Annotated in this window: 16 protein-coding genes; 10 read left to right on the top strand and 6 right to left on the bottom strand. The window is 65.8% G+C overall.

Translation table 11 applies throughout. The annotated features are described in order from the left end of the window. Nucleotides 1–56 precede the first annotated feature (56 nt). The 5 genes from folM to GJV37_RS00815 all read left to right on the top strand — a co-directional run bounded on the left by folM (nucleotide 57) and on the right by GJV37_RS00815 (nucleotide 2,538). Nucleotides 57–782 carry a dihydromonapterin reductase gene (folM, locus tag GJV37_RS00835; protein ID WP_170859751.1) on the top strand — a complete coding sequence of 242 codons (726 nt, stop codon included), beginning with the start codon at nucleotides 57–59 and terminating at the stop codon, nucleotides 780–782. A gap of 32 nt (nucleotides 783–814) precedes the next feature. After that, nucleotides 815–1,375 (top strand): GTP cyclohydrolase I FolE, encoded by a 561-nt coding sequence (folE, locus tag GJV37_RS00830; protein WP_170859752.1) that lies wholly within the window; start codon nucleotides 815–817, stop codon nucleotides 1,373–1,375. A gap of 1 nt (nucleotide 1,376) precedes the next feature. Beyond that, the gene (folX, locus tag GJV37_RS00825) at nucleotides 1,377–1,748 is read left to right on the top strand and encodes a dihydroneopterin triphosphate 2'-epimerase (RefSeq protein WP_017519088.1); all 372 of its coding nucleotides are present in this window, start codon (nucleotides 1,377–1,379) and stop codon (nucleotides 1,746–1,748) included. A gap of 139 nt (nucleotides 1,749–1,887) precedes the next feature. Further along, nucleotides 1,888–2,187: a DUF1244 domain-containing protein gene (locus GJV37_RS00820; RefSeq protein WP_169889002.1), complete on the top strand. Its 300-nt coding sequence runs from the start codon at nucleotides 1,888–1,890 to the stop codon at nucleotides 2,185–2,187. A 12-nt stretch (nucleotides 2,188–2,199) separates the two neighbouring features. Further along, nucleotides 2,200–2,538 (top strand): HopJ type III effector protein, encoded by a 339-nt coding sequence (locus tag GJV37_RS00815; RefSeq protein WP_024762690.1) that lies wholly within the window; start codon nucleotides 2,200–2,202, stop codon nucleotides 2,536–2,538. Between the two features lie 228 nt (nucleotides 2,539–2,766). Here GJV37_RS00815 and trxB read toward each other — a convergent pair whose 3' ends face one another. Beyond that, on the bottom strand, nucleotides 2,767–3,711 hold the full coding sequence (gene trxB, locus GJV37_RS00810; protein WP_170859753.1) for a thioredoxin-disulfide reductase: 945 nt from the start codon (nucleotides 3,709–3,711) through the stop codon (nucleotides 2,767–2,769). Between the two features lie 423 nt (nucleotides 3,712–4,134). On the opposite strand from trxB, the gene GJV37_RS00805 reads away from it, so the two are divergent. The 3 genes from GJV37_RS00805 to GJV37_RS00795 all read left to right on the top strand — a co-directional run bounded on the left by GJV37_RS00805 (nucleotide 4,135) and on the right by GJV37_RS00795 (nucleotide 8,185). Continuing rightward, complete coding sequence (locus GJV37_RS00805) at nucleotides 4,135–6,066, top strand: sensor domain-containing diguanylate cyclase (RefSeq protein ID WP_170859754.1); 1,932 nt, start codon at nucleotides 4,135–4,137, stop codon at nucleotides 6,064–6,066. Nucleotides 6,067–6,164: 98 nt separating this feature from the next. After that, the gene (gene cysZ / locus GJV37_RS00800) at nucleotides 6,165–6,905 is read left to right on the top strand and encodes a sulfate transporter CysZ (RefSeq protein WP_024762687.1); all 741 of its coding nucleotides are present in this window, start codon (nucleotides 6,165–6,167) and stop codon (nucleotides 6,903–6,905) included. An 83-nt stretch (nucleotides 6,906–6,988) separates the two neighbouring features. Beyond that, complete coding sequence (locus GJV37_RS00795; RefSeq protein WP_170859755.1) at nucleotides 6,989–8,185, top strand: glycosyltransferase family 4 protein; 1,197 nt, start codon at nucleotides 6,989–6,991, stop codon at nucleotides 8,183–8,185. Nucleotides 8,186–8,188: 3 nt separating this feature from the next. On the opposite strand, the gene GJV37_RS00790 is transcribed toward GJV37_RS00795, so the two are convergent. The 4 genes from GJV37_RS00790 to GJV37_RS00775 form a co-directional block, all read right to left on the bottom strand. After that, nucleotides 8,189–9,148, bottom strand: a complete 960-nt coding sequence (locus tag GJV37_RS00790; RefSeq protein WP_024762685.1) for a DegV family protein — start codon at nucleotides 9,146–9,148, stop codon at nucleotides 8,189–8,191. Between the two features lie 276 nt (nucleotides 9,149–9,424). Then, a complete protein-coding gene (locus tag GJV37_RS00785; RefSeq protein WP_037015083.1) occupies nucleotides 9,425–10,537 on the bottom strand; it encodes an NADH:flavin oxidoreductase in 1,113 nt (370 codons plus the stop codon). A 79-nt stretch (nucleotides 10,538–10,616) separates the two neighbouring features. After that, on the bottom strand, nucleotides 10,617–11,207 hold the full coding sequence (locus GJV37_RS00780; protein WP_170859756.1) for a TetR/AcrR family transcriptional regulator: 591 nt from the start codon (nucleotides 11,205–11,207) through the stop codon (nucleotides 10,617–10,619). 74 nt (nucleotides 11,208–11,281) lie between these two features. Then, nucleotides 11,282–12,172 (bottom strand): LysR substrate-binding domain-containing protein, encoded by an 891-nt coding sequence (locus GJV37_RS00775; RefSeq protein WP_193452093.1) that lies wholly within the window; start codon nucleotides 12,170–12,172, stop codon nucleotides 11,282–11,284. A gap of 107 nt (nucleotides 12,173–12,279) precedes the next feature. Between GJV37_RS00775 and GJV37_RS00770 the strand changes: the two genes are divergently transcribed. Further along, complete coding sequence (locus GJV37_RS00770; protein WP_038803571.1) at nucleotides 12,280–12,585, top strand: carboxymuconolactone decarboxylase family protein; 306 nt, start codon at nucleotides 12,280–12,282, stop codon at nucleotides 12,583–12,585. A 4-nt stretch (nucleotides 12,586–12,589) separates the two neighbouring features. Further along, the gene (locus tag GJV37_RS00765; RefSeq protein ID WP_037015090.1) at nucleotides 12,590–12,997 is read left to right on the top strand and encodes a tautomerase family protein; all 408 of its coding nucleotides are present in this window, start codon (nucleotides 12,590–12,592) and stop codon (nucleotides 12,995–12,997) included. Here GJV37_RS00765 and GJV37_RS00760 read toward each other — a convergent pair. Then, nucleotides 12,984–13,724: a nitroreductase family protein gene (locus tag GJV37_RS00760; RefSeq protein WP_170859758.1), complete on the bottom strand. Its 741-nt coding sequence runs from the start codon at nucleotides 13,722–13,724 to the stop codon at nucleotides 12,984–12,986. The two genes, GJV37_RS00765 and GJV37_RS00760, sit on opposite strands and share 14 nt — an antisense overlap. Nucleotides 13,725–13,754 lie beyond the last annotated feature (30 nt).

Here is a 13,754-nt window from a genome sequence, read left to right as displayed (position 1 = left end):
GCCGCTCGGACATTGTCCATCGCGGCGCTTCCCCTGTGGATTTTCGCGAGGCGTGCATGGGCCAGACCCCAGCCCCCATCCTGATCACCGGCGCCAGCCAGCGCATCGGCCTGCATTGCGCGAAACGCCTGCTGCAAGACGGCCAGCCGGTCATCGCGACCTATCGCCAGGAAAAACCCGGCATCGACGAGCTGCGCGAACTGGGCGCCACCTGCCTGCACGCCGAACTGGCCGACGAGGCCAGCGTCCAGGCCTTCATCGACGAGCTGAAATCCCGCACCGACCGGCTGCGTGCGATCATCCACAACGCCTCGGCGTGGATCGCCGAGCAGCCCGGCGAAGAGGCGCAGGCCTTCGAGTCGCTGTTCCGCGTGCACATGCTCGCGCCCTACCTGATCAACCTGCGTTGCGCCGAACTGCTCGAGCGCGACGCCGCCGGGCGCGGCGCCCCGGCCGACATCATTCACCTCAGCGACGACGTCGCCCGCAAGGGCAGCGCCAACCGCATCGCCTACTGCGCCAGCAAGGCCGGCCTGGACAACCTCACCCTGTCCTTCGCCGCCAGCCTCGCACCGCGCATCAAGGTCAACGGCATCGCGCCGGCACTGATCATGTTCAATCCCGGCGACGACGCCGAGTACCGCGCCCGCACCCTGGCGAAATCCGCCATGGGCATCGAGCCCGGCCCGGATGTGATCTACCAGAGCGTGCGCTACCTGCTCGACAGCCCCTACGTGACCGGCACCACCCTGACCGTCAACGGCGGCCGGCACCTCAAATGACCCGCCCGGTGCGGGCGCGAGGAACTCCCACCATGATTGAAGACCTGTCTCACCACTACCGTGAGATTCTCAAGGGGCTCGGCGAAGACCCGACCCGCGAGGGCCTGCTGGACACCCCCAAGCGCGCTGCAAAGGCCATGCAGTACCTCTGCCACGGCTACGCACAGACGCTGGGCGAGATCGTCAACGGCGCGCTGTTCGCCTCGGACAATGACGAAATGGTCATCGTCAAGGACATCGAGCTCTACTCGCTGTGCGAACATCACCTGCTGCCCTTCATCGGCAAGGCCCATGTGGCGTACATTCCCACCGGCAAGGTGCTGGGCCTGTCGAAAGTGGCGCGCATCGTCGACATGTTCGCGCGTCGCCTGCAGATCCAGGAAAGCCTGACCCGGCAGATCGCCGAGGCCGTCCAGCAGGTCACCAGCGCCGCTGGCGTGGCGGTGGTGATCGAGGCGCAGCACATGTGCATGATGATGCGCGGGGTGGAGAAGCAGAACTCGGTGATGAACACCTCGGTGATGCTCGGCGCCTTCCGCGAATCGACCAACACCCGCCAGGAATTCCTGCAACTGATCGGACGGAGCAAGTGAAATGACGCAACTGCAGCCGGGCATGGCGCGGATCCGGGTCAAGGACCTGCGCGTACGCACCTACATCGGCATCAAGGAAGAGGAAATCCTCAACAAGCAGGATGTGCTGATCAACCTCACCATCCTCTATCCGGCCGGCGACGCGGTGCAGGTCAACGACATCGACCACGCGCTGAACTACCGCACCATCACCAAGGCGATCATCGCCCACGTCGAGGAAAACCGCTTCGCCCTGCTGGAGCGCCTGACCCAGGAGCTGCTCGACCTGGTCATGGCCAACCCGGCGGTACGCTATGCCGAGGTGGAAGTGGACAAGCCCCACGCCCTGCGCTTCGCCGAATCGGTGTCGATCGCCCTCGCCGCCCAGCGCTGACACCTTTGTTGCATCCCTGCACGCCCGTGCCAGTCGGCCAACGGGCGTTGCTGGCAGATCGCCCGCCTCTTAGAATCTCGCCAGCCCCGCCATGCGCCTCCGATGCGCCCTTGTTGAGAGACCTGCCATGACCGAGCCGATGACCCTGACCGACGAGCAGCGCACCGAACTGGAAGCCGCCGCGTTCCGCACCCTGGTGCAGCACCTGCGTACCCGCAAGGATGTGCAGAACATCGATCTGATGAATCTTGCCGGGTTCTGCCGCAACTGCCTGTCCAAGTGGTACAAGGCCGCGGCGGACGATATGGGCCTGCCTGTCAGCCCGGATCAGGCCCGCGAAGAGATCTACGGCATGCCTTACGCCGAATGGAAGGCCAAGTACCAGACGGAAGCGACCCCTGCCCAGCAGACGGCCTTCGACAACGCGAAGAAACACTAAGAGTTTGCCTTGATGACCCTCACCGATTTTCGCGTGCGCCTGCGCAGCGAGCAGCACCTGTTCACCGACACCCTGGCGTACATCGCCGAGCACTACAGCTATAGCCCCAGCGCCTTCACCAACGGCAGCGTGGAAAACCCCGCCGGGCAGAACGAGGGCTCCTGCAAGACCCTGGGCTTCGCCATTCTCGAAGGCCTGAGCCAGGAAGAGAGCCTGCTGGCGTTCGGCGAGCACTACCGCGCCGTGCGCGAGCACCCCGAAGGCACCGATCACGCCAATATCCGCGCCCTCCAGGTGACTGGACTGGCCGGCGTCAACTTCGAGCGCCAGCCGCTGTCGCGCCGCGGCTGAGGCTACTCGCTCGATGCAAAAGCCCCGCCGATGCGGGGCTTTTTCTTGGGCGATCCAAATGCCCAACGGCGCGAAACCCGGTTGTGGGAGCGAGCTTGCTCACGAAGCCGCAAAGCATCGTGCCAAGCGGTCCGCGAGCAAGCACGCTGCGCGAAAAGCGCCCCCTAGCCAGGCAGAAAAAGGCCCCGCAAAGCGGGGCCTCTTCCTGCACGCCGGCTCTTCGGGCCGTTACAGGGAATCCAGGTAGCGCTCGACGTCCAGCGCGGCCATGCAGCCGGCGCCGGCGGACGTGATCGCCTGGCGGTAGACATGGTCGGCCACGTCGCCGGCGGCGAACACGCCGGCGATGCTGGTCGCCGTGGCATTGCCTTCGCGGCCGCCGTTGACCACCAGGTAGCCGTCCTTCAGCTCAAGCTGACCTTCGAACAACGAGGTGTTCGGCGTGTGGCCGATGGCGACGAACAGGCCGTCCACCTTCAGTTCCGAAGCCTCGCCATCGTTATGGCGCAGGCGCACGCCGGTGACGCCCATGGCATCGCCCAGCACTTCTTCCACCTGAGCATTCAGGCGCAGTTCGATCTTGCCCTCGGCGACGCGGGCACGCAGCTTGTCCTGCAGGATCTTCTCGGAACGGAAGCTGTCGCGGCGGTGCACCAGGGTCACCTTGCTGGCGATATTGGCCAGGTACAGCGCCTCTTCCACGGCGGTATTGCCGCCGCCCACCACCGCCACTTCGCGGTTGCGGTAGAAGAAGCCGTCGCAGGTGGCGCAGGCGGACACACCCTTGCCCATGAACGCCTCTTCCGACGGCAGGCCGAGATAACGCGCACTGGCGCCGGTGGCGATGATCAGGGCATCCGCGGTGTAGGTGCCGCTGTCGCCCTTGAGCACGAAGGGCTTGCCGGCCAGGTCGACGCCATGGATATGGTCGAAGACGATCTCGGTCTCGAAGCGCTCGGCGTGTTCCTGCATGCGCTGCATCAGCGCCGGACCGGTCAGGCCATGGGGGTCGCCCGGCCAGTTGTCGACTTCGGTGGTGGTGGTCAGTTGGCCGCCGGCCTGCATGCCGGTGATCAGCAGCGGCTTGAGGTTGGCGCGGGCGGCGTAGACCGCAGCGCTGTAACCCGCAGGCCCCGAACCCAGAATGATGACGCGCGCGTGACGATCGGACATGACAGCCTCCAGTGCTCGGGTGAAGAGCGGGATGCAAAAGAAAAGGGAGCTGCCAAAGCACCAGGGGGAAGGTTGGGAGGGCGGCAGCTCCACTGAAAGGTTTCTTGCGCGGACCGCACGGCCCGGAGACTGAGGACAATGCGGTGTGACCTGAGTCACGGATCGCATTGTCCCGCAGAACTCCGGAAAACCCTTGAGATAAGTCAGGGATTTCCGCGGTCGCCCTGCGCTCCTTGAGATAAGTCAGGGAGTGTCGGATCGACCCTCGAACTCGTTCGATACCAGATGGCGCGCAGCTTACCGCCGCCGCAGCGTCCTGCTGAAATGCCCAATCTCAATGCCCCCCATAGGCTGCCCCTATGTAGCGGGCAGCCACTGCACCTGTGTCTAGACTCAAGCAAACCAGAGGTCACCCGGACCACCATGAACCTTCGCGCCCGCCTGCTTTGGCTGTGCCTGCCCCTGTTCGTCGCGAGCCTCGCAGGGGTCTGGCTGCTGTCGGACATGATCCTGCTCGACCGCTTCGACCGCGGGGACCGCCAGCGCCTGGCCGACGAGGTACGCATCGTCCACAACCGCATCGCCTACGAGAAGCAGCGCAACCTCGACATCGTCCATAGCTATGCCTGGTGGGACGCCAGCTACCAGTTCATGCGCCTGCCGCAGGCGCGCTTCGTCGAGGACAACCTGGACCAGGACCTGCTGGGCATCCTCGGCTTCGACTATGTCCTGTTCGTCGACCGCAACGGGCACATTCTCGCCCAGCAATGGAAGCTCGACGAACTGGCCCGGCGCTTCCCCGGCCAGCCGGTGCCCGGCACCACCCGGCTGCGCGACGGCATCCTGCGCACCGCGCTGGAACTGGGCGCGCTGGATATCGATGGCGACCCGCGCCACAGCCTGGACCAATTGCTGCAAATCGAAGGCGTCCCCCAGATGCTGCTCAGCTATCCCATCAGCAATACCGCGGGTACCGCCGAGCCGGCCGGTGTGGTCATCGCTGGCGTGCTGCTCGACAGCGCGCGCATGTACAACCTGCAGACCCAGATGGGCGCAAGCCTTCGCCTGGCCCAGGATCCGGTGCAGAACAAGGATTGGCGCACCCTGAACATCCCCACCGGGCGCGGTGCCACCCTGCTCAGCTCGCGGCATCTGCTGGACGGGAACAGTCAGCAGATGTCCCTGCTCTATCTCGACTCCCGCGGCCGGCCGCAACTGCGCCTGGAACTGACCAGCCCGCGGCCGCTGTACCAGCAAGGCCGGCAGTCGGTCAGCCTGTTCCTCTACCTGACCCTGGCCCTGCTCGGCGGCGCCATCCTGCTCACCTACGTGGCCCTGGAGCTGCGGATCATCCGCCGGGTCAGCAGGATGAACCGCGAAGTGGCGGTCATCGGGCAGGACCGCACCGCCCTGCGCCTGAGCCCACAGGGGACGGACGAACTGGGCCAGCTGGCCAACGAGATGAACCGTACCCTCGATCGCCTGGCGCAGAGCGAAGCGCGCGATCGGGCCATCCTCGATGCCATCCGCGATGGCTACTTCGAGATGGACACCCGGGGCATCATCCGCACCGTCAACCCAGCACTGTGCCGGATGCTCGACTACGCCGCCGACCAGCTCAACGGCCAGCACTTCGGCATCCTCCTGCAGGAGGAGGACTATCACCGCGCCCAGAGCCTGTACGACAAGGTTCGCGACGACGAGCAGGAAACCACCTTCTCCGCCCCGTTCAAGCGCCGCGATGGTCGGCTGGTGAGCTGCGAAACGCGGCTCTCGGCGATCCGTGATGGCCAGGGTGGACTCCAGGGCTTCCGCGGCATCCTGCGCGACATCAGCGAGCAGGTGGCCTACCAGAAACAGCTGATCAACCTCGCGTACCGAGACACGCTGACCGCACTGGGCAACCGCAAAGCCTTCAACGAGCAATTGCAGCGCGCCATCGTGCACAGCAATCGGGTGGCCCTGCTGTACATCGACCTGGACCGCTTCAAGCAGGTCAATGACCGCTTCGGCCATGCCATCGGCGATGCGCTGCTCAGCACCGTCGGCGAGCGCATGCGCGGCAGCCTGCGCCAGCCGGACCAGGCCTTCCGCCTGGGCGGCGACGAATTCGCCGTGCTGCTGGAAAATGCCCAGCCGGATCAGGCCGAAGCCCTGGGCATGCGCCTGCTGGGCGTACTCGGCGCCGAGTACCGCCTGGGCGGCCAGGTCATCGACTTCGTCACCCCCAGCATCGGCATCGCCTTCTACCCGCAGGACGCCGCCGATGCCGACGCCCTGACCCGCGCCGCCGACATCGCCATGTACCAGGCCAAGCAGGAACGCAACCGCTGTTATCGCTACACGGTCGCCTGAACGCGCGGCTGCGATGCACATACCCGGCAAAACAGACGGCTCGCCGGGCCTTCGCCGGGTCTGCTAAGGTCGCCTACGGTTCAACCCTGGAGAGTCCGATGTCCACCCTGAGCGGCCCGCAATACCTCGGCGAAGGCCTGAAACTGATGATGCGCCCCGGCCTGCGGCTGTTCGTCCTGCTGCCCCTGAGCATCAACATCCTGCTGTTCGTCGGCCTGATCGGCTTCGCCATCAACCAGTTCAGCCACTGGGTCGACTGGCTGATGCCGACCCTGCCGGACTGGCTGAGCTTCCTGCAGTTCATCCTCTGGCCGCTGTTCGTGGCGCTGGTCCTGCTGATCGTGTTCTTCACCTTCACCATGATCGCCAACATCATCGCCGCGCCCTTCAACGGCTTCCTGGCTGAGAAGGTCGAAGTCGTGGTGCGCGGCACCGACGACTTTCCCGAATTCAGCTGGGGCGAGCTGATGGCCATGGTGCCGCGGACCATCGGCCGCGAGCTGCGCAAGCTCGGCTATTTCCTGCCACGCGCCATCGCGCTGTTCATCCTCAGCCTGATCCCCGGCCTGAACCTGATCGCTGCACCGCTGTGGCTGATCTTCGGCGTGTGGATGATGGCGGTGCAGTACATCGACTACCCGGCGGACAACCACAAGCTGGGCTGGAACGAGATGCTCGCCTGGCTGCGCAGCAAGCGCTGGGCCTGCATGGGCTTCGGTGGCATCACCTACCTCGCGCTGCTGATCCCGCTGGTCAACCTGGTCGCCATGCCCGCCGCCGTGGCCGGCGCCGTGCTGTTCTGGGTGCGCGAGGGTGGTGAAAAGGCGCTGGTGAAGTAACCCGCCGCCGCGCCTGAGCGGCTGTCACCTATCGATCATCGCATTGTCATCGGCGCGCCACCGCGCGCCGGGACACTGCGAGCATGACCACGATTCCCCTGCGCATCGCGCTGATCAGCGAAACCTTTCCGCCGGAAATCAACGGCGTGGCCAACACCCTCGGGCGGCTGGCCTCAGGGCTGTTGCATCTCGGACACCAGATCCAGGTCGTCCGCCCGCGCCAGCAGAGCGACGAAGGCCGACACAGCGATGGCGAGCTGGTGCTGACCCGTGGTTGGCCGCTGCCCGGCTACCCTGGCCTGCAATGGGGCCAGTCGTGCCTGCACAAGCTGCTGCGCCACTGGAAACGCACCCGCCCGGATGTGCTCTACATCGCCACCGAAGGCCCCCTCGGCCTCGCCGCCCTGCGCGCCGCCCGGCGCCTGCAAATCCCGGTGATCAGCGGTTTCCACACCAATTTCCAGCAGTACAGCGCGCACTACGGCTTTGGCCCGCTGATGCGCCTGGTGACCCTGTACCTGCGCTGGTTCCACAACCGCACCCAGCAGACCCTGGTGCCCAGCGCCAGCCAGTCCATGGAGCTGCAGCGGCGCGGATTCGAGCGCCTGGCGCAGCTCTCGCGCGGCGTCGACAGCCAACTGTTCAACCCGGCCCGCCGCGACGAAGCGCTGCGTCGCGAATGGGGCCTGGGCGAACGGGATATTGCCGTGCTGCATGTAGGCCGGCTGGCTGCGGAGAAGAACCTGTCGTTGCTGGGCAGCAGCTTCCGCGCCCTGTGCGCCGACCACCCGCAACTGAAACTGCGCCTGGTGATAGTCGGTGACGGCCCGCAGCGCGCGCACCTGCAGAGGGAACTGCCCGAAGCAGTGTTCTGCGGCCTGCAGCGTGGCGAGGAACTGGCCCGGCACTATGCCAGCGGCGATCTGTTCCTGTTCCCCAGCCTGTCGGAAACCTTTGGCAATGTGGTGCTGGAGGCGCTGGCCTCAGGGCTGGCGGTGGTGGCCTTCGACCAGGCGGCCGCCGGCCAGCACATCCGCCACGGGCACAACGGCGTACTCGGTGTTCCGGGCGAGAGCCAGAGCTTCTTCGAAGCAGCGAGCTGGCTGCTGGCGGACCCGGAGCGTTTGCGCCGGGTGCGCCTCAACGCTCGTCACCACGCCATCCACCAGGCGTGGGACACGGTGGTCGAGCGCTTCGCGGGCTATCTGCAGGAAGCCTGCCGCGCGGGCCTGCCGGGGAAGAACTCCGGCGGCCTGGGTCACCCTGAAACCCACAAGTAGCGATCAGGCGAAGGGCTTGGGCTCGGCGGCGAAGGACAGGCTCATGGCGCCGGCGCCGAGGTTGATGCCGCCGGTGGGGCTGAGCATCGCCAGGTGCACCTGCACGCCCTTGGCCTGGCAGGCCGCTTCCAGCGCGGCGAAGCCCGGCAGGTCACGCAACGCGGAAGGATCGCCGGCATAACTCAGGCTCATCTGCGGCGCCAGCAAGTCGCCCGCCTCGACCCGCGAGCGGGCGAAATTGAGCAGGCGCTCGGCGGATTTCTCGTAGTTGGGCGAAACCGAGACGGGCTTGTCCTCGCCCTGCACCAGGCTCAGCACCGGCTTCATGTCGAGCATCGAACCCAGGCCGAGGAAGGCGCCACGCAGGCGGTCGCCGATGCTGCTGCGGTCGCCCTTCTGGAAGCCACGGCGGCGGATGTGCCCCAGGTCGCTGGCGACCAGGAAGGTGTTCATCTGCTGGCTGAGCTGCTCCAGGCGGGTGCGCACGGCGTTGGGGTGCTGATCTTCGCCGAGCAGGCGCACGCCTTCGGCGGCCAGCACGGCCAGGCCGGCGAACACGGTCTGGCTATCGATCACCCGCAGCGCGAAGGGCCCGGCGATGCCGGCGGCGGCGCGGCGCTCCTTATAACTCTGCAGGAGGCTGAAGGAGGCCTGGGTGGCGTTGTCGAAGATCGGGCTGCGCTGGCTGCTGACGGTCAGGCAGATCACATAGTCGAAATCGGTGACCAGCTTTTCCAGAAACCAGTCGTGGGTCTGCGCCGGCGTCAGCGGCTCGCTGCCGTCCTCGGGGCCGACCTTGGGCAGGTCCTGGGAATAGAACTTCAGGGTGGTGTCGGGATCGCGATCATCGACGATGCGACGCTCGCCCACACGGATACCGATGGGGAGGACGCGAATGTTATGGGCAGCAAGGAATTCGGGGGGAAGGTCGCAGGTTGCATCGACTACCAAGCCGATCCGCATGACTTACTCCTATGGCCGTCTCCCGGCCTATTGTTGTGTGAACGCGTTCATACTCTGCCCGTTTCGGACTGGGAAGTCAGCATGCGGAAAGGTGGGTCTCGGAAAAGATTTGTAAACGCCTGGGACGGTGCTTTCAGACCATTCAGACAATCAATAACCCACCATAAACAAGGCATCACTGGTAGGAGCGAGGGGGGACGCCCTCGTTCCTAGAGAAACGAGAAAGCCCCTGGCACCAACGGTGCCAGGGGCTTTCCTGCATCAGGCGCGGGCGAATCAGGCCAGCGACATCAACGCGTCACGGCTGAACGGTTTGATATCGGCAAGACGACCGTCGCGGACCTTCACTGCCCAGTCCGGGTCGACCAGCAGAGCACGACCGACGGCGACCAGGTCGAACTCCTCCTTGTTCAGACGCTCCAGCAAGCCGTCGATGCCCGAGGGCTGGGCGATTTCCTCGGTGTTGCCGAAGAAGGCCAGGAACTCGCTGCCATCCAGGCCGACGTTACCGACTGTGATGGTCGGCTTGCCGGTGAGCTGGCGGGTCCAGCCGGCGAGGTTGAGGTCGGAGCCTTCGAATTCCGGAATCCAGAAGCGGCGGGTGGAGCAGTGGAAGATGTCCACGCCGGCCTCCGCCAGCGGCTTGAGGAAGGCTTCCAGCTCCTCGGCGGTCTGCACCAGTCGGGCGCTGTAGTCCTGCTGCTTCCACTGGGAGAAGCGGAAGATGATCGGGTAGTCGGGGCCGACGGCCGCGCGCACGGCCTGGATCAGCTCGATGGCGAAGCGCGAACGGTTGGCCAGGCTGCCGCCGTATTCGTCAGTGCGCTTGTTGCTGCCGTCCCAGAAGAACTGGTCGATCAGGTAGCCGTGGGCACCGTGGATTTCCACCCCGTCCATGCCGATGGCCTTGGCGTCGCGAGCGGCCTGGGCAAAGGCGGCGATGACTTCCTGGATGTCATCCTTGGTCATCTCATGGACCAGCACAGTGCCGTCCTTTTCCTTGCCGCTGGGGCCATAGCCCGGAACGCTGGCGTCCGGTTCGGTACCCAGGCGGCGCACGGCACCGACGTGCCACAGCTGCGGGACGATCTTGCCGCCTTCGGCGTGCACGGCGTCGACCACCTGCTTCCAGCCAGCCAGGGCGTCTTCACCATGGAAGCGCGGCACGTTCGGATAGCCGTTGGCAGCCTTGTGGTTGACCGTGGTGCCCTCAGTGACGATCAGGCCAACGCCGGCAGCAGCGCGACGGCGGTAGTACTCGACGACCTGCGCGTGAGGCACGCCGCCGGGGCTGAAATTGCGGGTCATCGGCGCCATCACGATGCGCGTGGGCAGTTCCAGACCGCCCAGGCGGAAGGGCGAGAACAGGGTATCTACGGATGCAGTCATTGAAGTCTCCATGACGGCCAGGCGACCGGTCGTCTCGTTTTTGAGTGGGGCTGAAAAAATGAGTGATGACTCAGGCAGATCAAGCCTGCAGCAAGTGCTCCAGGCGCTCGATAAAGCGTTCCACCGGCTTGAGCGAAGCGCTGACTTTCAGGCGCGCCAGCACACCCTGCCAGGCATTGCCGATGAACTCGGCCAGTTGCTCGACGTTCTCCGAGGCGGGCAATTCCCCGGCGCGCTGGGCGTCGGCCAGGCAGTCGCGCAGGGTGTCGATGGACTGCTGGAGGATGCCGTCGACGCGCTCGGCAATGGGCGGCGACAGCTCAGCCATCTCGAAGCTCAGGCTGCCGATGAAGCAGTGGTACTCGAGCTTCTCCTGACGGGCAAAATGCGCCAGCAGTTCGCGGTAATAGGTGAGGATGCGCGCACGCGGCCCCAGGGCCGGGTTGCCCAGAGCCTCGGCGTAGCGTGCCAGACGCGGCGCGTACAGGTGCTCCAGGGCCTGCAGGGCGAAGTCTTCCTTGCTGTCGAAGTAGTGATAGAAAGAGCCCTTGGGGATGCCGGCGGCCTGGACGATGTCCTGCACGCCGGTGCCGTGGTAGCCGCTGCGGGTCATCGCCAGGGAGCCCTTGGCGAGGATCAGGTCACGCTTGTCGAGTCGGATGCTGTTCATGGCGGCAAGAATATGACCGGTCGTCTCGCTTTTGCCAGCATCATTGATCGCAGTGATTTTCCTTCAGAAGCGGATCAGCGAAGCGCCGGGCTTTCCAGCAGCTCCGCCACGCCTTCCTTCAGCAACTCACGCAGGCGCTCCACCACGGCTTCAGGTTCGGCTTCACTGCAATGCAGGCACAGGCCCAGCGGCTCCATGGTCGGCAGCCCGGCGCGCCCGGCATCCAGCCGCTCGACGCCGACAGGCAAGCCGATGGGAGTACGCAGGCCGATCCCCAACCCCGCGCCGACGGCGGCCCAGATGCCGGACAGCCCGGCACTGGTGAAGGCCACGCGCCAAGGCACGCCGGCCCTGTCCAGGGCCGTCATTGCCGCGCTGCGCAGCAGGCAGGGCGCCTCCAGCATGACCAGCGGCAGCGCTTGGGCAGCGGGAAACAAGGGCGCATCCGGTGCACCGATCCAGCACTGCGCCACTGCCCCCAGGCGTTCCATGTAGGGCGTGCGCTCACCGGTTTCCCACGCCAGCGCCAGGTCCAGTTCGCCGCTGCGCACCCCTTCGATGAGTTGTTGATTGCGCGAGGTACGCACCTCGATGCGCACCTTGGGGTGAGCACGGGCGAAGCGCGCGAGCACGGCGGGCAACAGGGTTTCGCCGAAGTCCTCCTGCAGGCCGAGGCGCACCCGGCCTTCCAGCGAACCACCGCGCAACGCGCCGGCGGCTTCGTCGTTCAACTCCAGCAGGCGGCGGGCGTAGGCCAACAGCGTCTCCCCCGCCTCGGTCAGTGCCATGCCGCGTCCTTCGCGGCGCAACACCGGGGTGCCGGCCTGCTCTTCCAGCTTCTTCAGCTGCGCGCTGACGGCAGAGGTGGAGCGCCCCAGGCGGTCCGCCGCACGGGCGAAGCTGCCCAGCTCGATGCCGGTGACGAAGGTGCGCAGTACGTCCAGATCGAAGTTGATGCGAGCCATGGCAACCATTCTGATTAATCGAACTATCAGTCAAATATTTCCTGATTTTCAGAACAAACTTGCCGCGCTAGCCTGATTCCGTCAAGCCACAGAAGAGGAACGGCAGCATGTCTCGTCCACCCCAGGTCTCCCCTGCCCTGCAACAGCAGGCACCGAAGCTGGCGCAAATCACCGAGCAGGTGCTGTTCGGGGATGTCTGGCAACGCCCACAGCTGAGTCCGCGCGAGCGCAGCCTGGCAACCGTCGCCGCCCTGGTGGTGCAAGGCCGGCAGGAACAACTGCCGTTCCATTTCGAACTGGCCCGCGACAACGGCCTGACCCGCGAGGAGCTGGTCGAGCTGATCACCCACCTGGCCTTCTACGGCGGCTGGCCGACGGCCGCTTCCGCTCTCAACCGTCTCGACGAGGAGTGACATCATGCCCACCGTCCGCATCTCCCTGCGCAAAGGCAAGCAACCGCAGTACCTGCGCCAGCTGGCCGACACCGTGTACGACGCCATGCACGAGGCTTTCAACGTCCCGGAAGGTGACCAGTTCGTGATGATCCACCAGCATGAAGCGGAGGAATTCGTCTACAACCGCGACTACCTCGGCGGCCCGCGCAGCGACGACTTCGTCCTCATCGCCATCACCATCGGCCGCCCGCGCGACTCGCAGACCAAACAGGCGTTCTACCGGCGATTGAACGCGCTGTTGGGCGAGCGACTGGGAATCGCCAGCGAGGACGTGATGGTGCAGATCACCACCAGCGAGGCGGACGACTGGTCCTTCGGCGGCGGGCGCATGGGCGTGCTGACGCGCCCCGATGCGGTCAGTGCCAGCTGACGCGCTGCTCCAGCGGGAAGCGCAGGCGCGGGTTGTAGACGCCGTTGTCCGCAGCCCGCCCTGCCGCCAGCAGCATGATCGGCACCGCGCGGCGGGGAATCTGCAGCACCTTGCGTAACCGCACTTCATCGAAGCCCTCCATGGGGCAACTGGCGAAGCCGTGGCTCTGCAGGGCGAGCATCAGGTTCTGCGCCGCCAGCGCGGTGGATTTCACCGCCCACAGGCGCATTTCGGCGTGGCTGTTGGGCTGCCGCATCAGGGCACGGCGCAACCCGACGACCGAATACAGCGCGCGCTTGAACAGCCCGCGCAAGCCCAATGCGCCCTGGTCGTACTGGAAAGGCGCGGTGCGCTCATAGAAGCGCCGGACCTTCTCCGGCACCTGCGGTTCGGGCCATTGCTCGAGGATGTCGGCGCAGGACTCGCGCCAAGTATCCGGCCGCGCCAGCACCGCGATCAGCACCGGCGCCGTGCGCGCTGCGTTCTGCCCCAGGCAGACCGGCACCAGTTGGCGCCGCAGCTGGGCATCGCGGATCACCTGGAAACTCCAGGGCTGCAGGTTGCAGGCATTGGGAGCGAGCACCGCCAGCTCCAGGCAATCGCGCAGCACGGCATCGGGCACAGGCTCGTCGAGGAAGCGACGAACCGAACGACGCTGCTCGATCAAGGCGCGCAGGGCATCAGGCGTGGCAGGCAAGCAGGCGGACTCGGCGGCGAAACGGTTCATGGCGGGCTCCGGAAGCAGGTCGCCCGATTA

Origin of the sequence: Pseudomonas nitroreducens (assembly GCF_010994165.1) — a bacterium.
GTDB lineage: Bacteria > Pseudomonadota > Gammaproteobacteria > Pseudomonadales > Pseudomonadaceae > Pseudomonas > Pseudomonas nitroreducens.
This window is presented reverse-complemented; position numbering and strand designations above follow the sequence as displayed.

Excerpts from the sequence above, each read along its gene's own strand:
- folE (WP_170859752.1), top strand. The coding sequence starts at position 815 with ATGATTGAAGACCTGTCTCACCACTACCGTGAGATTCTCAAGGGGCTC.
- GJV37_RS00815 (WP_024762690.1), top strand. The coding sequence starts at position 2,200 with ATGACCCTCACCGATTTTCGCGTGCGCCTGCGCAGCGAGCAGCACCTG.
- cysZ (WP_024762687.1), top strand. The coding sequence starts at position 6,165 with ATGTCCACCCTGAGCGGCCCGCAATACCTCGGCGAAGGCCTGAAACTG.
- GJV37_RS00760 (WP_170859758.1), bottom strand. The coding sequence starts at position 13,724 with ATGAACCGTTTCGCCGCCGAGTCCGCCTGCTTGCCTGCCACGCCTGAT.
- folX (WP_017519088.1), top strand. The coding sequence starts at position 1,377 with ATGACGCAACTGCAGCCGGGCATGGCGCGGATCCGGGTCAAGGACCTG.
- GJV37_RS00780 (WP_170859756.1), bottom strand. The coding sequence starts at position 11,207 with ATGAACAGCATCCGACTCGACAAGCGTGACCTGATCCTCGCCAAGGGC.
- GJV37_RS00775 (WP_193452093.1), bottom strand. The coding sequence starts at position 12,172 with ATGGCTCGCATCAACTTCGATCTGGACGTACTGCGCACCTTCGTCACC.
- folM (WP_170859751.1), top strand. The coding sequence starts at position 57 with ATGGGCCAGACCCCAGCCCCCATCCTGATCACCGGCGCCAGCCAGCGC.
- GJV37_RS00805 (WP_170859754.1), top strand. The coding sequence starts at position 4,135 with ATGAACCTTCGCGCCCGCCTGCTTTGGCTGTGCCTGCCCCTGTTCGTC.
- GJV37_RS00785 (WP_037015083.1), bottom strand. The coding sequence starts at position 10,537 with ATGACTGCATCCGTAGATACCCTGTTCTCGCCCTTCCGCCTGGGCGGT.
- GJV37_RS00795 (WP_170859755.1), top strand. The coding sequence starts at position 6,989 with ATGACCACGATTCCCCTGCGCATCGCGCTGATCAGCGAAACCTTTCCG.
- trxB (WP_170859753.1), bottom strand. The coding sequence starts at position 3,711 with ATGTCCGATCGTCACGCGCGCGTCATCATTCTGGGTTCGGGGCCTGCG.
- GJV37_RS00765 (WP_037015090.1), top strand. The coding sequence starts at position 12,590 with ATGCCCACCGTCCGCATCTCCCTGCGCAAAGGCAAGCAACCGCAGTAC.
- GJV37_RS00770 (WP_038803571.1), top strand. The coding sequence starts at position 12,280 with ATGTCTCGTCCACCCCAGGTCTCCCCTGCCCTGCAACAGCAGGCACCG.
- GJV37_RS00790 (WP_024762685.1), bottom strand. The coding sequence starts at position 9,148 with ATGCGGATCGGCTTGGTAGTCGATGCAACCTGCGACCTTCCCCCCGAA.
- GJV37_RS00820 (WP_169889002.1), top strand. The coding sequence starts at position 1,888 with ATGACCCTGACCGACGAGCAGCGCACCGAACTGGAAGCCGCCGCGTTC.